Origin of the sequence: Allostella sp. (assembly GCF_041913585.1) — a bacterium.
Classification (GTDB): domain Bacteria; phylum Pseudomonadota; class Alphaproteobacteria; order ATCC43930; family Allostellaceae; genus Allostella.
Window position 1 is genome coordinate 24,633 of the sequence record NZ_JAYSFE010000021.1, and the last position, 24,067, is coordinate 48,699.

Annotated in this window: 23 protein-coding genes; 18 read left to right on the top strand and 5 right to left on the bottom strand. The window is 72.4% G+C overall.

Features of this window, described 5'->3' with window-relative positions; translation table 11 throughout:
• A partial coding sequence (locus tag ACE3Q3_RS06220) for a DUF2066 domain-containing protein (RefSeq protein WP_374443572.1) occupies nt 1-1,063 on the bottom strand: 1,063 nt, incomplete at its 3' end.
• Nucleotides 1,064-1,170: 107 nt separating this feature from the next.
• Here ACE3Q3_RS06220 and purM point away from each other — a divergent pair.
• The 3 genes from purM to ACE3Q3_RS06235 all read left to right on the top strand — a co-directional run bounded on the left by purM (nt 1,171) and on the right by ACE3Q3_RS06235 (nt 3,144).
• Entirely contained in the window at nt 1,171-2,262 is a 1,092-nt protein-coding gene (purM, locus tag ACE3Q3_RS06225) for a phosphoribosylformylglycinamidine cyclo-ligase (protein WP_374443623.1), read from the top strand.
• Between the two features lies 1 nt (nt 2,263).
• Complete coding sequence (gene purN / locus ACE3Q3_RS06230; RefSeq protein ID WP_374443574.1) at nt 2,264-2,920, top strand: phosphoribosylglycinamide formyltransferase; 657 nt, start codon at nt 2,264-2,266, stop codon at nt 2,918-2,920.
• A gap of 89 nt (nt 2,921-3,009) precedes the next feature.
• Complete coding sequence (locus ACE3Q3_RS06235) at nt 3,010-3,144, top strand: aa3-type cytochrome c oxidase subunit IV (RefSeq protein ID WP_374443577.1); 135 nt, start codon at nt 3,010-3,012, stop codon at nt 3,142-3,144.
• A 38-nt stretch (nt 3,145-3,182) separates the two neighbouring features.
• On the opposite strand, the gene ndk is transcribed toward ACE3Q3_RS06235, so the two are convergent.
• From ndk to ACE3Q3_RS06250, 3 genes are all read right to left on the bottom strand, one after another.
• Nucleotides 3,183-3,605, bottom strand: a complete 423-nt coding sequence (gene ndk / locus ACE3Q3_RS06240; protein WP_374443580.1) for a nucleoside-diphosphate kinase — start codon at nt 3,603-3,605, stop codon at nt 3,183-3,185.
• A 132-nt stretch (nt 3,606-3,737) separates the two neighbouring features.
• Entirely contained in the window at nt 3,738-4,187 is a 450-nt protein-coding gene (locus ACE3Q3_RS06245; RefSeq protein WP_374443582.1) for a DNA polymerase III subunit chi, read from the bottom strand.
• Nucleotides 4,184-5,674, bottom strand: coding sequence for a leucyl aminopeptidase (locus tag ACE3Q3_RS06250; RefSeq protein ID WP_374443584.1), 1,491 nt, complete (start codon nt 5,672-5,674; stop codon nt 4,184-4,186). The genes ACE3Q3_RS06245 and ACE3Q3_RS06250 overlap by 4 nt, the downstream gene beginning before the upstream one ends.
• A 147-nt stretch (nt 5,675-5,821) precedes the next feature.
• Between ACE3Q3_RS06250 and lptF the strand changes: the two genes are divergently transcribed.
• From lptF to ACE3Q3_RS06325, 15 genes are all read left to right on the top strand, one after another.
• A complete protein-coding gene (gene lptF, locus ACE3Q3_RS06255) occupies nt 5,822-6,937 on the top strand; it encodes an LPS export ABC transporter permease LptF (RefSeq protein WP_374443587.1) in 1,116 nt (371 codons plus the stop codon).
• On the top strand, nt 6,934-8,028 hold the full coding sequence (gene lptG, locus ACE3Q3_RS06260; protein WP_374443591.1) for an LPS export ABC transporter permease LptG: 1,095 nt from the start codon (nt 6,934-6,936) through the stop codon (nt 8,026-8,028). The genes lptF and lptG overlap by 4 nt, the downstream gene beginning before the upstream one ends.
• On the top strand, nt 8,021-10,264 hold the full coding sequence (locus ACE3Q3_RS06265) for an LPS-assembly protein LptD (RefSeq protein ID WP_374443594.1): 2,244 nt from the start codon (nt 8,021-8,023) through the stop codon (nt 10,262-10,264). Before lptG ends, ACE3Q3_RS06265 begins: the two co-directional genes overlap by 8 nt.
• Entirely contained in the window at nt 10,264-11,574 is a 1,311-nt protein-coding gene (locus tag ACE3Q3_RS06270) for a peptidylprolyl isomerase (protein WP_374443596.1), read from the top strand. The genes ACE3Q3_RS06265 and ACE3Q3_RS06270 overlap by 1 nt, the downstream gene beginning before the upstream one ends.
• 7 nt (nt 11,575-11,581) lie before the next feature.
• Nucleotides 11,582-12,616: a 4-hydroxythreonine-4-phosphate dehydrogenase PdxA gene (pdxA, locus tag ACE3Q3_RS06275; protein WP_374443598.1), complete on the top strand. Its 1,035-nt coding sequence runs from the start codon at nt 11,582-11,584 to the stop codon at nt 12,614-12,616.
• Nucleotides 12,613-13,455 (top strand): 16S rRNA (adenine(1518)-N(6)/adenine(1519)-N(6))-dimethyltransferase RsmA, encoded by an 843-nt coding sequence (rsmA, locus tag ACE3Q3_RS06280; RefSeq protein ID WP_374443600.1) that lies wholly within the window; start codon nt 12,613-12,615, stop codon nt 13,453-13,455. Before pdxA ends, rsmA begins: the two co-directional genes overlap by 4 nt.
• 89 nt (nt 13,456-13,544) lie before the next feature.
• Nucleotides 13,545-14,717 carry a porin gene (locus ACE3Q3_RS06285; RefSeq protein WP_374443602.1) on the top strand — a complete coding sequence of 391 codons (1,173 nt, stop codon included), beginning with the start codon at nt 13,545-13,547 and terminating at the stop codon, nt 14,715-14,717.
• Between the two features lie 101 nt (nt 14,718-14,818).
• A complete protein-coding gene (locus tag ACE3Q3_RS06290) occupies nt 14,819-15,265 on the top strand; it encodes a RidA family protein (RefSeq protein ID WP_374443604.1) in 447 nt (148 codons plus the stop codon).
• A gap of 111 nt (nt 15,266-15,376) precedes the next feature.
• Nucleotides 15,377-16,531 (top strand): amidohydrolase/deacetylase family metallohydrolase, encoded by a 1,155-nt coding sequence (locus ACE3Q3_RS06295; protein WP_374443606.1) that lies wholly within the window; start codon nt 15,377-15,379, stop codon nt 16,529-16,531.
• An 11-nt stretch (nt 16,532-16,542) separates the two neighbouring features.
• A complete protein-coding gene (locus ACE3Q3_RS06300) occupies nt 16,543-17,778 on the top strand; it encodes a metallophosphoesterase (RefSeq protein WP_374443608.1) in 1,236 nt (411 codons plus the stop codon).
• A 17-nt stretch (nt 17,779-17,795) separates the two neighbouring features.
• Nucleotides 17,796-19,100 (top strand): amino acid deaminase, encoded by a 1,305-nt coding sequence (locus ACE3Q3_RS06305; protein WP_374443610.1) that lies wholly within the window; start codon nt 17,796-17,798, stop codon nt 19,098-19,100.
• A gap of 5 nt (nt 19,101-19,105) precedes the next feature.
• Nucleotides 19,106-20,416, top strand: a complete 1,311-nt coding sequence (locus ACE3Q3_RS06310; RefSeq protein WP_374443611.1) for an amidase — start codon at nt 19,106-19,108, stop codon at nt 20,414-20,416.
• On the top strand, nt 20,413-21,561 hold the full coding sequence (locus ACE3Q3_RS06315) for a sensor histidine kinase (RefSeq protein WP_374443613.1): 1,149 nt from the start codon (nt 20,413-20,415) through the stop codon (nt 21,559-21,561). Before ACE3Q3_RS06310 ends, ACE3Q3_RS06315 begins: the two co-directional genes overlap by 4 nt.
• An 87-nt stretch (nt 21,562-21,648) precedes the next feature.
• On the top strand, nt 21,649-22,500 hold the full coding sequence (locus tag ACE3Q3_RS06320; protein ID WP_374443616.1) for a calcium-binding protein: 852 nt from the start codon (nt 21,649-21,651) through the stop codon (nt 22,498-22,500).
• Between the two features lie 84 nt (nt 22,501-22,584).
• On the top strand, nt 22,585-23,139 hold the full coding sequence (locus ACE3Q3_RS06325) for an NADPH-dependent FMN reductase (protein ID WP_374443619.1): 555 nt from the start codon (nt 22,585-22,587) through the stop codon (nt 23,137-23,139).
• A 16-nt stretch (nt 23,140-23,155) separates the two neighbouring features.
• Here the strand turns inward: ACE3Q3_RS06325 and ACE3Q3_RS06330 are convergent.
• On the bottom strand, nt 23,156-24,067 hold a 912-nt coding region (locus ACE3Q3_RS06330; protein ID WP_374443621.1), incomplete at its 5' end, for an EAL domain-containing protein.

The following is a 24,067-nucleotide window of genomic DNA, read 5'->3' on the forward strand; positions in this document are numbered from 1 at the left end:
CGGCCGGCGCCTCGACCTCGACGCCGAGCGCTGCCATCGCCTGGCGCAGGCGATCGTGGCCGAGCCGATGGGTGATGCGCAGCCGCGCCCGTCCGGCGGAAAGCGTCACGACGTCCACCCGCTCGACACCGGGCGTCTCGGCGATCCGTCGCCGGAGCTGGACCCAGTCCTCGGCCGATCCGGTCGGCGCGGTCGCGAGATCGGCACCGTCGGCGCCGCCGCCGGCGGCAGGCGCCGCCCCGGGCGGGGGCGCCAGCGGCCGGTCGAGGGCCTGGGCGGTGCCACGCACGGCGGCGGCGAAGGTCCGGTCCGGGTCGGGATAGCTGGCGCGCTGGCTGACGGCGGGCGCATCGCCGGCGAAGCGGGCGGTGGCGACCGTGACGCCGTCGCCGGCGCCACGGCCGGCGCGCACGACCGCCACCCCGTCGGTCCCGTAGCGCCGTGCCAGGGCGGCGATGCGGGCGCGGTCGCCGGCCAGCGCCTGCGCCGCGGTCAGCGCGCCGACGTCCGCGAGGTCGCCCAGAGGCACGACGAGCGTGCCGTCCGAGGGACGTTCGGACCAGGCGCGCAGCCAGAGGTTGCGGTCGTCGAACAGGATCGGCCCCTCGGGCAGGTCGAGGACCGGCAGCACCAGCGTCGGGCGCCGCGCCCGGTCGCTGTAGGGGACGCCCTGCTCGGACAGGAAGCGGCGCACCGCCTCCGGACGGAAGCGCACCGTCACCGTCGCCATGTAGCGCACCGGCGTCACCCGCTCGTCGGCGATCTCGACGTCCTGCACCAGCGCCGCCGCCTGGGCCGCCGAAAGCCGCGGCGGCGTGCCGCCGGCCGGAATCACCAGGCGCTCCATGAGGCGGCGGGCCGCGGTCTGCTGCGCCTCGGCCAGGGCCCGCTCGCGGGCCTGCACCGCCGAGGCGGCGGTGACGTCGACCGCGTTGCCCGTGACCTCGTACTGCGCCCGTGCCGGCATGCCGGCCAGGACCAGGGTCGCCAGGGCGACCGTGGCGAGGGCAAGCATCCGGCGCAGGATCGTCCGGCGGGCGACGGAGGGGCGCTGGCCGATCATTGCAATGGCTCTCCGATCGGGTATTGTCCGCGGGCGTCGGCCGGGAGCCGGCGCCGGAACCGGAGCCCCCGGGCGCGCGGGCGTCCGGGCGCAGTCTCTCGGCCGTTCTGTACCCCATATGCGGCGAGGACGCCATCAGCAGCCACACCTACCGCGACGCCGGGGTCGACATCGACGCAGGCAATGCCCTCGTCGAGGCGATCAAGCCGCTCGCCCGCGCGACCGCCCGCCCCGGCGCCGATGCCGGGCTCGGCGGGTTCGGGGCCCTCTTCGACCTCAAGGCCGCGGGCTATCGCGACCCGATCCTGGTCACCACCACCGACGGCGTCGGCACCAAGCTCAAGATCGCGATCGACACCGGGCGGCTCGAGACGATCGGCATCGACCTCGTGGCGATGTGCGTGAACGACCTCGTCGTGCAGGGCGCCGAGCCCCTGCTCTTCCTCGACTATTTCGCCACCGGCCGGCTCGACGTCGCGCGCGGCCGCGCCATCGTCGCCGGGATCGCGGAAGGCTGCCGGATCGCCGGCTGCGCGCTCGTCGGCGGCGAGACGGCCGAGATGCCGGGCATGTACCAGGGCGACGATTTCGACCTTGCCGGGTTCGCCGTCGGCGCCGTCGAGCGCGGCGCGGCCCTGGACGGGTCGACCGTGGCGCCGGGGGATGTGGTGCTCGGCCTCGCCTCGGCCGGTGTCCATTCCAACGGCTTCTCCCTGGTCCGCCGGGTCGTCGCCGCGGCCGGTCTCGCCTGGGACGACCCGGCGCCCTTCGACGCCGCGCGCAGCCTGGGCGAGGCGCTGCTGGAACCGACCCGGATCTATGTCCGGCCGGCGCTGGAGGCGGTCCGGTCGGGCGGCGTCAAGGCGCTCGCCCACATCACCGGCGGTGGCCTCGTCGAGAACGTGCCGCGCGTGCTGCCGGCGGGCGCCGCCGTCGTCGTCGATACCCAGCGCTGGCCGATGCCGCCCGTCTTCGACTGGCTGGCGACGGCCGGCAGCGTCGCCGGCGCCGAGATGGCGCGCACCTTCAACTGCGGTATCGGCATGGTCGCGGTCGTCGCCGCCGCCGAGGCCGACCGGATCCAGGCGCGGCTGACCGCCGCCGGCGTGCCGACGCACCGGATCGGCAGCGTCGTGCCGCGCGCGGCCGGCGGCGCCGGCTGCACGGTCGCCGGCCTCGCCGATCGCTGGCCGGGCTGAGATGGCGCGGCTCCGGCTGGGAGTGCTGGTCTCGGGCCGCGGGAGCAATCTCCAGGCCCTGATCGACGCCTGCTCCGACCCGGACTTCCCGGCCGAGGTGGCGCTCGTCCTCAGCAACGTCGCCGGCGCCCCGGCGATCGAGCGCGCCCGCCGTGCCGGTCTGCCGACTCTGGTGCTGCCGCACCGCGACTACGCCAGCCGCGCCGAGTTCGATGGCGCGGTCCATGCCGCGCTCGCCGATGCCGGGGTCGGGCTGGTCTGCCTCGCCGGCTTCATGCGCCTGCTGACGCCGGGCTTCGTCGATGCCTGGCGCGACCGGATGGTGAACATCCATCCCTCGCTGCTGCCGGCCTTCAAGGGGCTCCATCCGCAACAGCAGGCGCTCGACGCCGGCGTCCGGGTCAGCGGCTGCACGGTCCATTTCGTGCGCAACGAGATGGATTCGGGGCCGATCCTGGTCCAGGCGGTGGTCCCCGTGCTGCCGGACGACACCGCCGAGATCCTCGCCGACCGCATCCTGGGCGCCGAGCATGCCGCCTATCCGCTGGCAGTGCGCCTCATCGCGGAGGGCCGGGTGCGCGTCGAGGGCGAGCGTGCGATCGTCTCCGGCGGCGACTGGCGGGCCGTGCCGCTGATGGTGCCGGGCGCCGGCGCCTGAGCCGCCTCGCCCGGCCGAAGCACGACCTTGCCAAGCGCCCGCCGCTTCGCTAGCAGAAACGCCTGGACCGGGTACGAGTGGGGATATTCATGGCCGCCGACAACAACTTCGAAGCGATCGAGCGCGACCACAAGGCGATGTGGAACGCGTTCGTGCGCTTTTCCAGCTGGGCCACGGGCGCCGTCGTCGTCGCCCTGGCCCTGATGGCGATCTTCCTCGTCTGAGGAAGGCCGGCGGCCCCGGACGGGGCCGCCGGAACCGCTCAGCCGACGATCTCGGTCTGGGCGAAGAAGAACGCGATCTCGGTCGCCGCGTTCTCGGCCGAATCGGAGCCATGCACGGAGTTGGCTTCGATCGATTCGGCGAAATCCTTGCGGATCGTGCCGGCCGCGGCGTTGGCCGGGTTGGTCGCGCCCATGATCTCGCGGTTGCGGGCGACGGCGTTCTCGCCCTCCAGCACCTGGACGACGACCGGGCCCGAGGTCATGAAGCTGCAGAGGTCGTTGAAGAACGACCGCTCGGCATGGACGGCGTAGAACTTCTCCGCCATGGCGCGGGTCAGCCACAGCCGCTTCTGCGCGACGATGCGCAGCCCCTGCTCCTCGAACCGGGCATTGATCTTGCCGGTCAGGTTGCGCCGGGTCGCGTCCGGCTTGATGATCGAGAGCGTGCGTTCGACCGCCATGGAATCCTCTTTCTGGGGAGAAAAGTCGCGGGGTTATAGCGACGGCCCCCTTCGCCCGCAACCGCGGGCGACAGCGAAAGATCCGGCGCCCGCAACCGCCGGCGACATCCCCAAGCCCCGCGACCGCGGCTGTCAGCCGCGCGCCTGCCAGCCGCCCTGGTCGGTCTGCTGCCAGTAGGTGAGCGCGTGGCCGGCCTGCTTCGCCTCGCGCCAGCGCTCGCGGGCGGCCGCCACCGCGTCGGGGTCGTTGCCGTCGAAGAGGTCGAGGCAGCGCTCGTAGGCATCGAGCCGGGCCGACACCATGCCGTCGACCAGCACCAGCACGGTGGCGCCGTTGGGGTTCTCGTCCTGGGGCGTGAGCCAGATCGGCTGTTCGCCGGGATTGCCGTCGCGGGCCGTGCCGTGCGGCAGGAAGCTGCCGGGGTCGTAGGTCCAGAGCAGCGCGTTCAGCGCCTCCGCCCGCTCCTCCGAGCCGGTCAGCACCACCGCCCGGCGCCCGGACCCCGCCACCTTCTCCAGGAGGCGGGGCAGCGCGCGCTCGAGCGGCGTGCGGGTCAGGTGATAGAAGCCGATCTCGGTCACTTGCCTTCGTAGTGTTCGGCGACCAGCCGGTCGAGCAGGCGCAGCCCGAAGGCGGTCGCGCCCTTGGGCGTGATCGCCGCGTCCGACTTGGACCAGGTGACGCCGGCGATGTCGAGATGCGCCCACGGCACCTTGTTGACGAAGCGCTGGATGAACTGGGCGCCGATGATGCTGCCGGCGTTGCGGTTGCCGGCGATGTTCTTCACGTCGGCGGCGTCGCTGTCGATCTGCTTGTCGTAGTAGTCGGTGAGCGGCAGGCGCCACAGCCGCTCGCCGCCGGCGGTGCCGGCGGCGGCCAGCTGCTGCGACAGCTCGTCGTTGTTGGAGAAGAGACCGGCATGGTGGTCGCCGAGCGCGATGATGATGGCGCCGGTCAGCGTCGCCAGGTCGATCATCGCCTTGGGCCGGAACCGGTCCTGCGTGTACCAGCAGGCGTCGGCCAGGATCAGCCGGCCCTCGGCGTCGGTGTTGTGGACCTCGATCGTCTGGCCCGACATCGAGGTCACGATGTCGCCCGGCCGCTGGGCGTTGCCGTCGGGCATGTTCTCGACCAGCGCGACGACGCCGACGGCGTTCACCGCCGCCTCGCGCCGGGCGAGCGCCCGCATCAGGCCGACGACCACGGCCGCCCCGGCCATGTCCCACTTCATGTCCTCCATGCCGGGCCCCGGCTTGAGGGAGATGCCGCCGGTGTCGAAGGTGACGCCCTTGCCGACGAAGGCGACCGGCGCCTCGCCCTTGCGGCCGCCGTCCCACTGCATGACGACGACGCGCGGCGGCCGGGCGCTGCCCTGGGCGACGCCGAGGAGCGCCCCCATCCCCAGCTTGCGGAGCGCCTTCTCGTCCAGGACCTCGACCGAAACCCCGTCTTTCTTCAGCGCCTTGGCGGCGTCGGCGAAGGTCTCGGGATAAAGCACGTTGCCCGGCTCCGACACCAGGTCGCGGGCGAGGAAGACGCCGTCCGCGACGGCCTCGCGGGCGGCGTAGGCGCGCTTGGCGGCGGCCGTCGCCGCGACCGTCAGCCTGGTCAGCGTCGGCTTCTTCTCCGGCTTCTCGGTGGTGCGGTACTTGTCGAAGCGGTAGCTCCGCAGCTTCGCGCCGAAGGCGGCGTCGGCGGCCGCCTCGGCGAGCGCCAGCGACAGCCCTTCCGCCGCATCGATGAGGATGGTTCCCTCCTTGTCGCCGGCGGCGTTGAGCGCGGCGCAGGCGATGCCGCCCAGCGCCTGGAACCGCTCGGCCGAGGCCTCCGCCGCCTTGCCGACGCCGACCAGCAGGACGCGGCTCACCGGCAGACCGGCCGGCGCGACGACGGCGAGCTGCTGGTCCTTGCGGCCCTCGAAGCGGCTGTGCTCCATGGCGCGCACCAGTGCCCCGCCGGTCGCCGTGTCGACGGCCCGGCCGGCCTCCGTCAGGGTCCGCCCGTCGTAGACCGGCAGCACGAGGGCGCCCGACTTCGGCGTCGCGGCATTGGCGAAACGGATTTCCATCGCGGATGAACTCCAGCCTGGAGAGGGTTGGCGGGCGGGCGATACGACCCGTCCGGATAGCTCCCGCCCGCCGCGCCTGTCAACGCGGGGCCTCGGAGATTTGCTTCTATCCGCGACGCGGCGCGACTTCCTATAATCGGCCGCGCCATGCTGGGCATCGATCGCTACGTATATCGGCAGTGCCTCACGGTCCTCGCCTTCATCGCGCTGGGGCTGTGCTTCGCCATCTGGCTGTCGCAGTCGCTGCGCCTGATCGAGCTGATCGTCAATCGCGGCGTCTCGGTCGGGACGTTCCTCTATCTCGCGCTGCTGCTGCTGCCGCGGTTCCTCGAGGTGGTCCTGCCGATCGCCACCTTCGCCGCCATCCTCTTCACCTACCACCGGCTCATCACCGACAGCGAACTGGTGGTGCTGCGCGCCACCGGCGTCAGCCAGATGGGCCTGGCGCGGCCGGCGCTGCTGGTGGCGGCGACGGCGAGCATCATCGGCTTCGCCCTCAGCCTCTATTTCCTGCCGACCTCGTTCCGCGCCTTCAAGGACCTGCAGTTCGAGATCCGCAACAACTTCACCTCGATCCTGCTCCAGGAAGGCGTCTTCAACAGCCTGACCGACAAGGTGACCGTCTATATCCGCCAGCAGTCGCCGACCGGCGAGCTTCTCGGCCTGATGATCCAGGACGAGCGGGTCGAGGGCCGGCCGGCGACCCTGACGGCCGAGCGCGGGGCGCTGGCGCAGACCGATTCCGGCCCCCGCATCGTCATGATGAACGGCACCCGGCAGGAGCTCGACCGCAAGACCCACCGCCTGTCGGTGCTGGCCTTCGACCGCTACATCATCGAACTCGGCGACGTGCGCGACGCGCCGGGCGCCCGCTGGCACGAGCCTCAGGAACGCTACCTCCCGGACCTCTTCTTCCCCGCCGGCACCCAGGCCGACCGCTATTACGGCCACCGGCTGACGGTGGAGGGCCACCAGCGGATCCTCGCCCCGCTCTACCCCTTCGCCTATGCCCTGCTCGCGCTCGGCTGGCTGCTCGGCGGCGAGTTCAACCGGCGCGGCCAGACCGGTCGCATCATGGGCGCGATCGGCGTCGCCTTCGCGGTCCAGATCGGCAACATCGCCTTCAACAACCTCGCCAACAAGACCCCGGCCCTGCTGCCGCTCATGCACCTGAACCTGCTGGTGCCGATGGCGCTCGGCCTGTTCCTGATGCTGCGCGGGCGCGGCGGCCGGCGGGGCGCCGCGACGGCGCAGGCGGCGTGAACATCGCCGCCACCCTGTCGCGCTACATCGCCCGGCAGTTCGCCGGGTGGTGTGCCGGCGTCTTCGTCGCGATGGTCGGCGTCGCCTTCGTGATCGACGTCGTCGAACTGCTGCGCCGGTCCGGCACCAAGGCCGAGGCGACGGTCGCGATCCTGCTGCAGATGGCGATCTTCAAGCTCCCGTACCTCGCCCAGGAGATCCTGCCCTTCGCCATGCTCTTCGGCAGCATGCTCGCCTTCTGGCGCCTGACCCGCAGCAGCGAACTGCTGGTGGCGCGCGCCGCGGGCGTGTCGGCCTGGCAGTTCCTGGCGCCGGCGGTCCTGGTCGCGGTCGCGATCGGCGTCCTCACGATCACCGTCTTCAACCCCGTCGCCTCGATCCTGCGCAACCGCTACGACGGCCTCGAGAGCCGGGTCCTGAAGGGCCGCACCAGCGACCTCGCGCTGTCGCGGACCGGGCTGTGGCTGCGCCAGAACGACGGCCACGGCCCGACCATCATCCATGCCACCCGGGTGGCGCCCGACGACGGCCGGCTGCTCGAGATCACCGTGCTCCAGTTCCGCGACGACGACCGGCTGGTCCGCCGCATCGACGCCGCGAGCGCGCGGCTCGAAGAGCACCAGTGGCGACTGTCCGAGGCCTGGTCCTGGCGGCCGGGCGAGCAGACGACCCCGATCGGCGAATACGTCCTGCCGACGACGATGACGGCACGCGGCCTGCAGGACAGTTTCGCGGCGCCGGAGACGATCTCCTTCTGGGAGCTGCCGGGCTTCATCTCGCTGCTCGAGACCGCCGGCTTCTCGGCCCATCGCCACCGCCTCTACTGGCATTCGCTGCTGGCGCAACCGATCCTGCTCGGCGCGCTCGTCCTGATCGCCGCCACCTTCGCCCTGCGCCAGACGCGGCGCGGCGGCACCACCTGGCTCATCATGGGCGGCGTGCTGACGGGATTCCTCCTGCACTTCCTCTCGGACGTGGTCTTCGCCCTCGGCCTGTCCGCGAACATCCCGATCGCGCTCGCCGCCTGGACCCCCGCCGGCGTCTGCCTCTTGATAGGCGCCTCGATTCTGCTACACGCCGAAGATGGCTGACGACATGCGCCTCGCCCCGATCCTCGCCGCCGCCCTCGGCAGCTTCCTGGCCGGCCTCGCCCTTCCGCTGGCGGACGCCGCGGCGCAGCCGCGGGGCAGCGGCTTCCGTGCCCCCGGCGGCCAGGACACGCGCGCGCCCGTCCTGTTCTCGGCCGAGGACCTGTCGTTCGACAGCGATCTCGGCATCATCGTCGCCCGCGGCAAGGTCGAGATGACGCAGGACCAGCGCACGCTGCTGGCCGACGTCGTCTCCTACAACCAGCGCACCAACACCGCGACGGCGTCGGGCAACGTCAGCATCCTGGAGCCGACCGGCGACGTCATCTTCGCCGACTATGTCGAACTGCAGGAGGGGCTGCGCGAGGGCTTCGTGCGCAACGTCCGCATGCTGATGACGGACGGCGGCCGGATGGCGGGCAACGACGCCACCCGCACCGGCGGCAACCGCACCGAGCTCGACCAGGGCGTCTATTCGCCGTGCGACCTGTGCAAGACCGACCCGACCCGGGCGCCCGTCTGGCAGATCCGCGCCGCCCGGGTGATCCACGACCAGGAACGCAAGATCGTCCAGTACCGCGACGCATCGATGGAGATCATGGGGATCCCCGTCGCCTACTCGCCCTATTTCTCCCATCCCGACCCGACGGTGAAGCGGCAGAGCGGCTTTCTCGCGCCGACCATCGGCGTCAAGACCGATCTCGGCGGCTTCGTCCGCGTCCCCTACTATTTCGTGCTGTCCGACAGCATGGACTTCACGTTCGAGCCGATCATCACCACCAAGCAGGGCATCGTGCTGGGCGGCGAGTTCCGGCAGCGCCTGCGCAACGGCTTCTACGAGGTCGAGGCGAGCGGCACCGTCGCCGACCGCACCACCGGCACCAACGACAATCCGATCGTCGAGAGCGACAAGTTCCGCGGCCATGTGAAGGGCAAGGGCCGCATCGACATCGACGACACCTGGCGGGCCGGGGTCGACCTCGCGCGCACCACCGACAAGACCTACATGCGCCGCTACGGCTACGGGTCGGAGGAGTCGCTGACCACGCGCCTCTTCGCCGAGGGCTTCCGCGGCCGCAGCTACGCCGAGGTCGCGGCCTACGCCTTCCAGGGCCTGCGGCCCGAGGACCGCGACAGCCGCCAGCCGATCGTCACCCCGACCGCCACCGTCCACTATCTGGGCGAACCCAACGATTTCGGGGCCTACTGGTCGGCCGACGCCAACATCCTCAACCTCTACCGCCAGGACGGCACGGACAGCCGCCGCGTCTCGATCAACGGCGGCTGGCAGATGCCCTGGCAGTCGCCGCTGGGCGACCGCTACGTCGTCGCCGCCAGCCTGCGCGGCGACGCTTATTGGGCGAAGGATCTCGCGATCGACGCCGCGCTGGGCGACGCCAGCCCGACCCGGAACGCGACGACGGCGCGCCTCCTGCCGCAACTCTCGGTCAACTGGAGCTACCCCTGGGTGCGCAACGACCCCGGCGTGCAGTACCTGATCGAGCCCGTCGCCATGCTCGCCGTCGCCCCGGTGCTGGGCCGGCAGAGCGACGTCCCCAACGAGGACAGCCTCGGCTTCGAGCTGAACGACGTCAACATCATGCGGCCGAACCGCTTTCCCGGCCTCGACCGCTACGACGGCGGCCAGCGCGTCGCCTACGGCCTCAACCTCGGCGCCTATCTCGCCGGCGGCATGAGCGTGCGCGCCTTCGTCGCCCAGAGCTACAGCTTCCAGGAGAACCGGGCGATGCCGGTCGGCTCGGGGGCGGAGGACCAGCGCTCGGACATCGTCGGCCGCTTCGTCGTCTCGCCGTCGGAATATCTCGACCTGCTCTACCGCTTCCGCATCGACAAGGACAATTTCGCCCCGCGCCGGCACGAGATCGGCGCCGCCGGCGGCCCGTCCTGGCTGAAGCTCTATGGCAGCTACATCTTCCTCGACGCGCCGCCCAACGAGCCCGTCACCGGGCGGCGCGAGGAAGTGGCGCTGGGCGCCTCGGCCCGGATCAGCGACTACTGGTCGATCTTCGGCCGCGGCACCGTCGACCTGACCAACGGCGGCGACCTGCTGGATTCCGCCTTCGGCGCCAAGTATGAGGACGAGTGCTTCGCCGTCGTCGTCAGCTATCGGCGGACGCGCACCCAGGATCTCGACATCGAGCCGTCGGACGCGATCCTGGTCCGGCTCTACTTCAAGAACCTGGGCGAATTCGGCTTGCCCCGGGTGGATATCATGTGATGGGCATGTCCTCGGGCCGTTCGTTCTTCCGCTTCGCCGCGGCCGCGCTGCTCCTGCTGGCGCCGGCGTTCGTGCCGGGCGCCGCGCCGGCCTGGGCGCAGCAGGCCTCCACCCGGATCGCCGCCGTGGTCAACGAGGACGTCATCTCGGCCTACGACATCGACGCCCGACTGCGCCTCGTCCTGGCCGCCTCCGGCATGGAGGCGTCGGCGGAGAACGCCGCCCGGCTGCGGCCCCAGGTGGTGCGCAACCTGATCGACGAACGCCTGCAGATGCAGGAGGCGACCCGCGCCAGCATCACGGTCAGCGAGAAGGAGATCGCCGACAACCTCGCCCGGCTGGAGCGCCAGAACAACATGGGGCCCGGCGGCTTCGTCGCCTGGCTCGACCAGAACGGCATCCAGCGGTCGACCGCCATCGACCAGATCAAGACCAGCATCGCCTGGTCGAAGCTGATGCGCCGGCGCCATGCCCGCAGCATCAGCGTCAGCGAGGAAGAGATCGACGAGGCGATCCAGCAGCGCCTCGCCGCGCGCTCCGGCGTCGAGCGGCGCGTGGCGGAGATCTTCCTGCCGATCGAAAATCCCGGCGAAGAGACGGAAATCCGCCGCCTGGCGGAGCGCCTGATCGAGCAGATGCGCCAGGGTGTGCGCTTCAACCAGGTGGCCCAGCAATTCTCGCGGTCGGCGACCGCGACGGCCGGCGGCGACCTCGGCTGGGTACAGGCGGGACAGCTCGACCCGGTGCTGGAGGGTGCGCTGGAGCGCATGTCCCCGGGCGAACTCAGCCCGCCCGTCAAGCTGCCCGGCGGCTACTACATCCTGCTGCTGATCGACCGGCGCACTCCCGGCGGCGCGGCGGTCGCGGCCGTCTCCGACGACCAGACCGTGTCGCTGCGCCAGATCGTCGTCCCGATCCCGGCCGGCAGCCCGCCCGACGCGATCCAGGAGCGGCGGCGGCGCGCCGAGGAACTGAGCCGGACCGTCCGGGACTGCGCCGACATGACCGCCGATCGCAGCGGCGCCGGCTCGCTGTCGGGCGATCTCGGCCGGGTGCGGCTCGGCGACATGCCGGCCGGCCTGCGCCAGCTCGTCGCCGCGCAGCCGATCGGCCGCGCGACCCAGCCGCTCCAGACCGAAGGCGGTTTCGTCATCCTGATGGTGTGCGAGCGCGACGAGCCGAAGAAGGCCGAGGAGAAGTTCGACCGCGAGGCGATCGCCGAGAACCTGATGCTGCAGCGGCTCGAGAACGTCGCCCGCCGCGTCATCCGCGACCTGCGGCGCAGCGCCTTCATCGACATCCGGAGCTGAGGCGGCGATGGCCACGGAGATGCTGCCGCTCGCCCTGACGATGGGCGAGCCGGCCGGAATCGGCGGCGAGATCACCCTCAAATGCTGGGCCGAACGGCGCCCGGCGGACCGCCCGTTCTTCGTGATCGACGACCCGGAACGGCTCTCCCGGCTCGGGCGGCGCATCGGCCTCGACCTGCCCGTCGCCGCGATCGCAGCGCCCGGCGAGGCGGCGGCCGTCTTCGCCCGCGCCCTGCCGGTGCTGCCGCTGTCGGCGCGGCCGACCGCAGAGCCCGGCCGGCCCGACCCGGCCCAGGCCCGGCTCGTCCTGGAATCGATCGAGCGCGCCGTCGCCGCGGTGCAGGCCGGCCAGGCCGCCGCCGTGGTGACGAACCCGATCCAGAAGGAGACCCTCTACGCCGCCGGCTTCCGCCACGCGGGACACACCGAGTTCCTGGCCGAACTGGCGGGCGGCGACGTGCACCCGATCATGATGCTCGCGTGCCCGCAGCTGCGGGTGGTGCCGGCCACCGTCCACCGCTCGCTGCGGGCGGCGATCGCGATGGTCTCGGTCGAACTGATCCTGACCGCCGGCCGCATCACCGCCCGCGCGCTCCGCCAGGATTTCGGCATCGCCGAGCCGGTGCTCGCCGTCGCCGGCCTCAATCCCCATGCCGGCGAGAACGGCAGCCTCGGCAGCGAGGAGATCGAGATCATCGTGCCGGCGATCGAGATCCTGCGGTCGGAGGGCATCGACGTGCGCGGGCCGATGCCGGCCGACACCATGTTCCATGCCCGTGCACGGGCGAAGTACGACGCCGCGCTCTGCATGTACCACGACCAGGCGCTGATCCCGCTCAAGACCATCGACTTCGACGGCGGCGTCAACGTCACGCTCGGCCTGCCCTTCGTGCGCACCTCGCCCGACCACGGCACGGCGCTCGACATCGCCGGCACCGGCGTCGCCCACGCCGGCAGCCTCCAGGCCGCGATGACCATGGCCGGGGAGATCGCCGGCCGCCGCCGCGCCGCCGCCGCGCGGGCGGCGATCGCCGCCGAGTGAGCGACCCCGACCGGCCGGGCGCCCCGGGCGTCCTGCCGCCCCTGCGCGAGGTCATCGCCCGGCACGGGCTCGGCGCGCGCAAGGCGCTGGGCCAGCATTTCCTGCTCGACCTCAACCTCACCCGCCGGATCGCGCGGGCGGCCGGGCCGATCGGCGAAGGCACGGTGATCGAGATCGGCCCCGGCCCCGGTGGCCTGACGCGCGCGCTGCTGGAGTGCGGCGCCGGCCGTCTGGTCGCGATCGAGCGCGACGAACGCTGCCGGGCGGCGCTCGCCGAGGTCGAGGCGGCCTTTCCGGGGCGGCTGGAAGTCGTCATGGGCGACGCGCTGGCGGTCGATCCGGCGACGGTGTCGACCGCGCCGCGGCGCATCGTCGCCAACCTGCCCTACAACATCTCGACCGCCCTGCTGCTGCGCTGGCTGGAGCGGCCGGGTGACTATGCCGGGATGGTCCTGATGTTCCAGAAGGAGGTCGCCGACCGCCTGCTGGCGCGGCCCGGCGACCCCGACTACGGCCGCCTCACGGTCCTGGTGCAGTGGCTCTGCCGCGTCCGCCGGCTCTTCGACGTGCCGGCCAGCGCCTTCGTGCCGCCGCCCAAGGTGACCTCCTCGGTCGTCGAGATCGTGCCGCGCGACGCGCCGCTCGCGCCGGCCGACCGGCCGACGCTGGAGCGGGTGACCCAGGCGGCCTTCGGCCAGCGCCGCAAGATGCTGCGGGCGAGCCTGCGCCCGCTCGGCGGCGAGGCGCTGCTCGTCGCCTGCGGCATCGACCCGACCCGGCGCGCCGAGGAACTGTCGGTCGAGGACTTCGCCCGCCTCGCCCGCCACCTCTCCCCCTGAGGCCCGCGCATTTCCCGCTCGCGCCCCCGGGACCGCCCTGGTCAAATACCGGCGGGCGAGTTCGAAGGGGGGGACGAATGCGAGCAAGGATGCCCAAGGTCGCCGCCGCGGGGACGGCGGCAACGCTGCTGGCCCTGGTCTGCCCGGCCGACGCGAGCGCCCAGAGCGCGACGCCGGCGGCGGCGCCGTCGCCGCTGCGCCTGGGGCTCGGCGGGTACTTCCAGGCCTACGGCGTATTCGTCAGCCAGCCGGACGGCCCCGGAGAGTACGGTGCCGACCGCCGTTCCTTCGACATCAAGCGCGAGGCCGAGATCTTCTTCTCGGGCCGGGTCAGGCTCGACAACGGCCTGACGGTCGGCGTGCAGGTCGAACTCGAGGCCGAGACCTGCTCCGACCAGATCGACGAGAGCTATCTCTTCTTCGAGGGCGGCTGGGGGCGCATCGTGATCGGCGCCGAGAACTCGCCCGCCTACCTGCTGTCGCTCGGCCCTCCGACGGTCGACAGCAGTTTCGACGGCATCGACGCCAACCTCTTCGTCGTCAATGCGCTCGGCAGCGGCCCGCGCAGCCGGGCGCCCGATTCCTGGATCGTCAACCTCTCCGGCGATTCGGAAAAGCTGTCCTACTTCTCGCCGCGCATCGCCGGCTTCCAGTTCGGCGTCGCCTACACGCCCGACAACTCGGAGGAGGCGACGGCAGGGCAGGTACGGGCGAAGGGCGGCGCGTTCGCCGGGATGCCGTCGACCCGGCAGTCGACGGACGCCCGCGGCTCCTGGTCGGACGTCCTGTCCGCGGCCGTCGCCTACCGCGAGCGGTTCGGCCCGGTCCGGATCGGCGGCAGCGTCTCCTACGAGCGCGGCACCTTGTCGAAATGCCCGGCCGGCGTCGCCTGCGGCGCCTACGACGATCGTCAGGCCTGGGCCGCCTACGTCCGCGCCGACTATGCGGGGTTCGATCTCGGCGCCGGCTACTGGGAGGACGACAACGGCCTGCGCGGCGCGAACAAGTCGAGCGGCTGGGGCGGGGCGCTCACCTACACGACCGGCCCGTGGACGTTGGGCACCTCCTATTTCGACGGCCGGCGGCAGTTGCCAGGCCAGGAGGACGACCGCATGCAGCGGGTCCTGGTCGGCGGCCTCTACCAGCTGGGACCCGGGGTCGACCTGCGGGCGAGCCTGCACTGGTACGGCTTCGACAGCGACAAGCCCACGGCGCGCGGCGACAGCTGGGCGGTCGTCACGGGAACGGTGGTCCGATTCTGACGTCCGGAGAATGACGGCGGGCAGCCGGCCTGCTACCGTCCCGGCCTCGTGCCGGTCGGCAGACCGGCCGCCCCTTCCAACCGTCCCCGCGGAGCCTCAGAATGCAGATCGAGAAGCGCCTCGCCGAACTCGGCATCACCCTGCCGCCCGTGCCGAAGGCCGCCGGCAACTATGTCCACGCCGTCCAGACCGGCAACCTCGTCTATCTCGCGGGCAAGGGCCCCGGCCCTGGCGCCACCGGCAAGGTCGGCCGCGACGTCACCGTCGAGCAGGCCTACAAGCACGCCCGCGACGTCGGCCTCGTCCTGATCGCGGTGCTGAAGGAGACGCTGGGCGACCTCGACCGGGTGCAGCGGGTGGTCAAGCTGCTCGGCATGGTCAACGCCGTGCCCGAGTTCGGCGAGCAGCCCAAGGTCATCAACGGCTGCTCCGACCTCCTCGTCGAGGTGTTCGGCGACAAGGGCCGCCACGCCCGCTCGGCGGTCGGCATGGGCTCGCTGCCCAACCAGATCACGGTCGAGATCGAGGCCATCGTCGAGGTCGCCTGAGGCGATCGTCCCGCGCCGGCGGGGGCGCGGCATGCGGCAAGGGACTTGGCGCCCGCCCGCCCGGGCGCCAGGATGCGGGTCCGCCCGCCCGGCTATTGAGGCAATAAGAGAATGACCGAACTCGTCCTGAAGGGAGGCCGGGTGCTCGATCCCGGCCGCGGCGTCGATCAGATCGCCGATGTCGCCTTCGCCGATGGCCGCGTCCGTGCCATCGGCCCCGACCTCGCGGTCCCGGCCGGCGCCGAGGTCAAGGACGTGCGCGGCCTGATCGTCACGCCCGGCCTGATCGACCTGCACACCCATGTCTACTGGGGCGGCACCTCGCTCGGCGTCGACCCCCTGTCGGTGGCGCGCCAGATGGCGAGCCCGACCCTGATCGACGCCGGCAGCGCCGGCGCCGGCACCCTGCACGGCTTCCGCAAGTTCCTGATCGACGGCGCGCCGATCCGCATCCTGCCCTACCTCAATCTCTCCTATCCCGGCATCTTCGCCTTCAGCCAGGCGGTGATGGTGGGCGAGTGCGCCGACATCCGGCTGCTCGATTCGCGCGAGTGCGCCAAGGTCGCCGCCGCCAATCGCGACATCGTCGTCGGCATCAAGGTGCGGGTCGGCCGTTCGGCCAGCGGCACCTCGGGAATCGCCCCCCTCGACATGGCGCTCGACGTCGCCGAGGAGGTCGGCATGCCGGTGATGTGCCACCTCGACAACCCGCCGCCGAGCCGGCTCGAGGTGATCCAGCGCCTGCGTCCCGGCGACGTGCTGACCCACTGCTTCCGTCCCTTCCCCAACGCCCCCGTGACGCCGGACGGCCGGGTGCGGGAGGAGATCGCCGCCGCCCGCGAGCGCGGCGTTCTCTTCGACATCGGCCATGGCGGCGGCAGCTTCGGCTTCAAGACGACGCGCGGCATGCTGGCCGCCGGCTTCCTGCCCGACGTCATCTCCTCCGACATCCACGAGATCTCGATCCACGGGCCGGCCTACGACCTGCTGGTGACGCTGTCGAAGTTCGTCTGCCTCGGCGTGCCGCTGCCGGAGGTGATCCGGCGCGCGACCCAGACGGCCGGCCAGGCGGTGCAGCGCCCCGAGCTCGGCAAGCTGGTCGAGGGCGGCATCGGCGACGCCTCGGTGCTGGAACTGGCCGAGGGCGAATGGAGCTACCGCGACGTCCTCGGCGAGCGGCTCGCGGGCAAGCAGCGCCTGCTCGCCCGCGGCATGGTCGCCAGCGGCCGCTGGTTCGATCCGGCGGCACAGCCGACGATCAGCTAGGCGACCGGGGAATGGTGCGCGCGGTCGCGGCGGCGGCCCTGGCAGCCCTGCTCTCGGCAGCGCCGTCCGCGGCCGAGACGCTGGCACCCTGGGTGATCCTGGGGCCCGCCGGCGCCGTCGTGCGCACCCTCACCACCGAGGCCGCCTGCCCCCGCATCCGCTACGACGATTTCGATCGGCCGATGCAGGTGCGGGTCGGACCCTGGGCCGACTATCCGCACACGGTCTGCGAGGCGCCGCTGCCGAAGATCGTGCAGCGCGTCACCTTCGCCGGCCGCGACGTGCCGGTGCCGAAGGCCGAGGTCCGCCGGGTCGTCGTGCTGGGTGATACCGGCTGCCGCATCCGCGGCATCTTCGCCCAGGCCTGCAACGACCCGGCGCAATGGCCGTTCCAGCGCATGGCCGCCGCGGCGGCCGCGCTCCGGCCCGATCTCGTCATCCATGTCGGCGACTACCATTACCGGGAGTCGCCGTGCCCGCTCCCCGGAGCCGGCTGTTCGGGCAGCCCCTACGGCTACAACTGGGGCGCCTGGCGGGCGGACTTCTTCGATCCGGCCCGGCCGCTCCTCGACGCCGCCCCGTGGGTGATGGTGCGCGGCAACCACGAGGACTGCAACCGGGCCGGCCATGGCTGGTACCGCTACCTCGAACCACGGGCGCGGCCGGTCGACTGCGAGGCCTTCACCGAACCCTACCGGGTCGAAGCGGGCGGCCTCGACCTCGTCGTCGTCGACAGCGCCCACGCCCTCGACCGGACGCCGCCGCCACCGCTGGTCGAGCGCTACCGCCCGCAACTGGCCGCCGCCCGCGCCCTCGCCCGCCCGGGCGCCTGGCTGCTCGTGCATCATCCGCTCTATGCCGTGTTCCGCTTCGACGGCCCCGAACGGCGGCCGCTGGAGACCAACGCGACGCTGCTGGCCGCGGCCGAGGGGCTCGGCGCCGACCCGTTCTCGGTCGTCTTCTCCGGCCATATCCACCGCTTCGACGTCTTCCGCTTCGCCGGCGACCGGCCGTCCCAGGTGATCGTCGGCGGCGGCGGTACCGCCGTCGACCCGGCGCTGGGCGACGGCCCCGACCGCTTCGCCATCGCCGGCATGGACGTCGCGGAGCGCGTCTCCGACAAGGGGTTCCAGTTCCTGCTGCTGGAGCGCGAGGGCGCCGCCTGGCAGGCGACCCTGCACGATCTCGATCGCGGCGCGGTGCGCCGCTGCCGCCTGGAGGGAAAGAACTTCTCGTGTCCGCAATGACGAATGCGACGCCCGCGTTGGGCCAGCCCGTGGGCGATCCCGCCGCCTTCCTCCTCGACGAGACGGTGAAGGGGATGCCGCCCGGCGTCGCGCCGTTCCCGATCGGCGCCATCGGCCGCCACGGCTGGAACGTGCTGGCCGAGGACCTGCCGCTGCCGCTGGCCGTGCTGAAGCGCCGGGCGCTCGACCACAATCTCGACTGGATGGCGCGCTTCGTCGGCGATGCCGGGGCGGTGCTGGCGCCGCACGGCAAGACGACGATGGCGCCCGGCCTGTTCCGCGAGCAGATCGAGCGCGGCGCCTGGGCGATCACCGTCGGCACCATCCACCAGGCGGTCGTCGCCCGCCGCCACGGCATCCGGCGGGTGCTGCTGGCCAATCAGCTGGTCGGCCGCCAGGCGATCCGCGGCGCGCTCGACATGCTGCGTGACGACCCCGGGTTCGAACTCCTGGCGCTGGTCGATTCCGTCGCCGTCGTCGAGATGCTGGCGAAGGCCGCCGCCGCGGCGCCGGTCGGCCGGCCGGTGCCGGTGCTGCTGGAGATCGGCTATGCCGGCGGGCGCACCGGCTGCCGCGACACCGAGACGGCGCTCGCCGTCGCCCGCGCCGTCAAGGCGGCCGAGCCCCATCTCGCGCTCCGCGGCGTCGAGGGGTTCGAAGGGCTGGTCAGCGGCCGCACCGTCGAGGAGGCCGCCGGCCAGGTCCGCCTCTTCCTGGAGCGCATGGTGGCGATGGCGGCCCAGACCGAGGCGGGCGGCCTCTTCGCCGACGGGCCGATCATCCTCAGTGCCGGCGGCTCCGCCTTCTACGACATCGTCGTCGACCGCTTTCGCCGAGCCGGCCTCGACCGCGAGGTGCTGCTGGTCTCGCGCAGCGGCTGCTACGTCACCCACGACTCCCTGATGTACCGGGACTTCTTCGCCGCGGTGCGCGGGCGGGCGCCGCTGGTCGACCGGCTCGGGCCCGGGCTGCAGCCGGCGATGGAGGTCTGGGCCTATGTCCAGTCGCGGCCGGAGACGGGCAAGGTGGTGCTGACCATGGGCCAGCGCGACGTCGGCGTCACCGGCGGCCTGCCGCAGGCCCAGAGCTGGTATCGCCCGACCGTCGGCGGGGCGCCGGCGGCGCTCGACCCCGACCACGTCGTGACCGGCCTCAACGACCAGCACTGCCACATGACGGTGCCGGCCACGAGCCCGCTCGCCGTCGGCGACATGGTCTGCTTCGGCGTCTCGCATCCCTGCGTCACCTTCGACAAGTGGCAGGTGCTGCCCGTGGTCGACGACGGCTACACGGTCGTCGGCGCCTACCGGACCTTCTTCTGACCGCCATGGCCACCGCCCCCCGCCCCGCCGACCTGACCGCGACGGCCGCCCGCCGCGCGATCGCCGAAGGCCGGCTCACCGCGCAGGCCCTGGTCCAGGACTGCCTCGACCGCATCGCCGAGCGCGACCCCAAGATCCGAGCCTGGACCCGCCTCGACCGCGAGGGTGCCCTGGCCGCAGCCCGTGCCGCCGACGCCCGTCCCGCAGACGCCGCTCCCACCGAAGGGCCGCTGCACGGCCTGCCGATCGGCATCAAGGACATCTTCGACGTCGCCGGGATGCCGGCCGAGTACGGCTCGCCGATCCATCGCGGCCGCCAGTCGTCGGCCGAGGCGACGCCGGTGACGCTGGCCCGCCGCGCCGGGGCGATCGTCCTGGGCAAGACGGTGACGACCGAGTTCGCCTGCTTCCATGCCGGCCCCACCCGCAACCCGGCCGATCCGGAGCATACCCCGGGCGGCTCCTCGAGCGGCTCGGCCGCCGCCGTTGCCGACGGCCACGTCCCGCTCGCCTACGGCTCGCAGACCGTGGGATCGGTGATCCGTCCCGCCGCCTTCTGCGGCGTCGTCGGCATGAAGGTGACCCGCGGGGCGGTGGCGCTCGACGGCACCATGGCCCTCTCCCCCTCGGTCGATTCGCCCGGCGCCTTCGCCCGCTCCGTCCGCGACCTCGACCTGCTGCTCGATGCCTGGGCGCTGGACACGGCCGCCGCCGCGCCGGCTCGGCCTCGGTTCGGCTGGTGCCGCACGCCGCTGTGGGACCTGGTCGAGCCGGACTACCGGGAGCGGCTCGATGCCATGTGCCGGCGCCTCGCCGCCGCCGGGGCGGAGATCGTGCCGCTCGACCTGCCGGCCGAGTTCCAGCCGCTGCGCGAGGTCCACCGGGCGATCTTCACCGTCGAGGCGCTCGCCACCCGCGCCGAGGAGTGGGCGCACCATCGCGCCATGCTCAGCCCGAAGCTCCGGGACCTCCTGGCCGAGGCCGAGGCGCGCCCGCCCGAGGAACTGGCGGCGGCGCAGGCGACCGCCGCCGGGCTGCGGCAGCGCTTCGACGAACTGACCCGGGGGCTCGACGCGGTGCTGGCGCCGAGTTCCCCCGGCGCCGCACCCCGGGGCCTCGACTATACCGGCGACCCCTCGCTCAACGGCATGTGGACGCTGCTGCACGGCCCGCTCCTGCACGTTCCCGAGCCGCAGCCGAAGGGCCGGCTGCCGCTCGGGATCCAGCTGGTCGGGCGCCGCGGCGACGACCGCCGCCTGATCGCCCTCGGTGCCTGGGTGGAAGCCGTATTCCGACGCACGACCGCCGCGCCGTGACGGCCTCGGGCGGCGCTCGCACCGACGGACCGGAGCCCCCGACCGGGCGCCCGGTCGCGGACGCCGATCGGCTGGCCGCGGTACGGGAGAGCGGTCTGCCGGCCGCCGTCGACAGCGCGGCCTTCGACCGGCTCGCCCGCCTCGCGGCACGGCTCCTCGCCGTGCCGGTCTCGCTGGTGACCGTGGTCGACGAGAATCGCCAGGTCTTCGTCGGCCAGCACGGCCTGTCGGAGCCCTGGGCCACGGCGCGGCAGACGCCGCTCAGCCACTCCTTCTGCCGCCATGTGGTCGAGAGCGGCAAGCCGCTGGTCATCGACGACGCCCGGCTCGACCCGCGGCTCCGCGACAACCTCGCGATCCCCGAGCTCGGGGTGGTCGGCTACTGCGCGGTGCCGCTGGCGACGCGGGACGGGCGCGTCCTCGGCGCCTTCTGCGCGATCGAGCACCGCCCACGGGCCTGGAGCAGCAGCGACCTCGGCACGCTGCTCGATCTCGCCGCCATCGCAATGAGCGAGATCGGCCATCGCAGCGAGCTCGCCCGCCGGACGGCGAGCGAGGACCGGCTCCGCGTCCTCGTCTCGGAGATCGACCATCGGGTCAAGAACAGCCTCGCCGTGACGCGCTCGCTCCTCGAGATGCAGGCGCGCACGGCCGACGACAGCTACATTCGCGAGCAGCTCGAGGAGGCGGCGACCCGCGTCTCGACCATCGCCCTCGTGCATGACCGCCTCTACGGGCACGAGACGGCCGCCAGCATCCGCCTCGACGACTACCTGCCGCGCCTCTGCGCCGATCTCGCGGCATCCTTCGGCGTCGGCCCCGAGGGCTTCCGCATCGCCGCCGCGCCGGTGGCGATGCCGGTCGACCGCGTCGTCTCGCTGGGGCTGATCGTCACCCACCTCGTCACCACGGCGATGAAGCGCCGTTCCGACCGGGTCACCGTCTCCTTCGCGACGGACGCGGCCGGGGACCATGTCCTGACCGTGGGCGATGCCGCCGACGCGCTCGCCCAGGCCGAAGCCGGGCGTTCGACCGGACTCGGAAGCCGGCTGATGTCCGCCCTGACCCGTCAGTTCGGCGGCGAGGCGACGACCACGCCCGACGGCGGCGTCCACATCCGCATCCCGCGCGCGGCGCTGGAATAGCGGCGGCGCGGGAACCGGAACTCCCCTTCCGGCGTTGGTGCCCGGGCCCCGCGACGGGGAAGGAAGACGGCGACGGGAGGATAATCCATGGCGACCTATTTCCTGAGCGACGACGACGATTTCGTCACCGGGACCGATGCCGCCGACACGATGTTCGGCGAGGGCGGTCAGGACGTGCTCCTCGGCAAGGCCGGCGACGATTCGATCGACGCCGGCAGCGGCGACGACCTCGTGTTCGGCGGTCCCGGTGCCGATTCCCTCGACGGCGGCGCCGGGAACGATGCCCTTTATGGCGGCCAGCAGTTCGACACCGTCTTCGGCGATGCCGGAAACGACGTGCTGTTCGGCGAGACCGGCGACGATCTGCTGCTCGGCGAAGCCGGCAACGACTTCCTCAGCGGCAACCAGGGCAGCGACAGCGTCTCCGGCGGCGACGGCAACGACGTCGGCTATGGCGGGCAGGGCAACGACACGCTGGAGGGCGGCGACGGCAACGACACCCTGACCGGGGATGTCGGCAACGATACGGTCGACGGCGATGCCGGCAACGACGCGCTCTACGGCGGCATCGGCAACGACGCCCTGCGTGGCGGCGCCGACAACGACGCGCTCCTCGGCGGCCAGAACAACGACACGCTCGAGGGCGGCTCGGGCGACGACACCATCGCCGGCAACCGCCAGAACGACGAACTGACCGGCGGCAGCGGCGACGACGTGTTCGTCTTTGCCCCCGGCGATGGTCAGGACCGCATCGTCGATTTCACGCCGGAGGAGGACGTGATCGACCTGTCGGCCTGGAACTTCGCCGACTTTGCCGCCTTCCAGTCGGCGGTCGACGTCGCCGCCGTCGACGGCGGTCTGGCGCTCGATTTCGGCAGCGGCGCCGTGCTCACCGTCATCGGCACCGCCACGATCCAGTCCGACGATCTCGTCCTCTGACGGACGGCGGCCGGTTCCGGGGCGAATCCGCTTCCCCTGCGACGGCTCCGCCCGCACGATCCGGCGGGTCGAGGAGGACGGACGATGGCGAGACTGGTGGGCGTTGCCGGGAGCCTGCGCAAGGGCTCCTACAACCGGGCGCTGCTGCGGGCGGCACAGGAGCTGGTGCCGCCCGGCACGGTGCTGGAGGTCGCCACGATCGACGGCATCCCCCTCTATGACGGCGATCTCGAGGCCGCCTCGGGCATTCCGCCGGCGGTGGCGGCGCTCAAGGACGCCATCGCCGGAGCCGACGGGCTGCTGCTGGTCACGCCCGAGTACAACAACGGCATTCCCGGCGTGTTCAAGAACGCGATCGACTGGGCCTCGCGGCCGCCGGCCGATGCCGGCCGCGTCTTCGGCGGCAAGCCGGTCGCCGTCCTCGGCGCCTCTCCCGGCGGCTTCGGCACCATCCTCGCCCAGAACGACTGGCTCCCGGTCCTGCGCACGCTCGGCACCCGTCCCTGGCATGGCGGCCGGCTGATGGTCGCCCAGGCCGGCCGGGTCTTCGACGCCGAGGGGAGGTTGGCCGATGCCGGCATCCGCGACCGGCTGGCGCAGTTCCTGGCCGGCTTCGCCGCCTTCGTCGACGGCGGCTGACGGCCGGGCCGGCGGTTCAGCCGGCTTCGCCCGCCGCCACGGCCGGCGGCAGGACCCCGCCTTCGAGCAACCGGGTCGCGGTCGCCGCCGGCACCGGCCGGGCGAACAGGAACCCCTGGCCGATGGTGCAGCCGAGTTCCTCCAGCCGCCGCCGCTGGGCGGGTTCCTCGATGCCTTCGGCGACCAGCCGCATGTCGAGCTTCCGGGCGAGATCGATCATCGCCTCGACGATGGCGGCGCTCGGCCGGTCCACCAGCAGCCGGTCGACGAAGGACTTGTCGATCTTGATGATGTCGACCGGAAAGCTGAGGAGGTGGGTCAGCGAGGCATAGCCGGTGCCGAAATCGTCGAGCGCGACCAGCACGCCGCGCTCCCGCAGCCGACGGACGGCCGGGCCGAAATCGTCACCTGCCTCCCCCATCAGCACCGACTCGGTCACTTCCAGGACGAGATGGCGGAGCGGCACGCCCGCCTCCCCGAATGCCGCCTCCAGCCGGGGCTGGAGATCGCCGCGGCGGAAATCCGCCGACGTCAGGTTGATGCCGACATGCCGCGCGTCGATGCCGCGGTCGATCCAGGCCCGGATGTCGGCCGCAACCTGGGCCATCATCCGATCGGTCAGGCGGTGGGCGATGCCGTGATCGGTGAAGGCGGCATGGAATTGCCCGGCCGGAACCACCCGCCCGTCCGGCAGCCGCATGCGCGCCAGCGCTTCCAGCCCGATGATGCGGCCGGTGGCGAGCCGGACCAGCGGCTGGTAGTGGACGAGGATGCGACCTTCGGCGAGCGCCCCGTCGACGTCGCGGATCGCTCCCATGCGCCGGGTGATCGAAGTGCGCAGGCCCGGTTCGAACGCCACATGGCCGCCGCGCCGGACCTCCTTGGCATGATGCAGGGCGAAGTCGGCATTCTGGGACAGCGTCTCGGC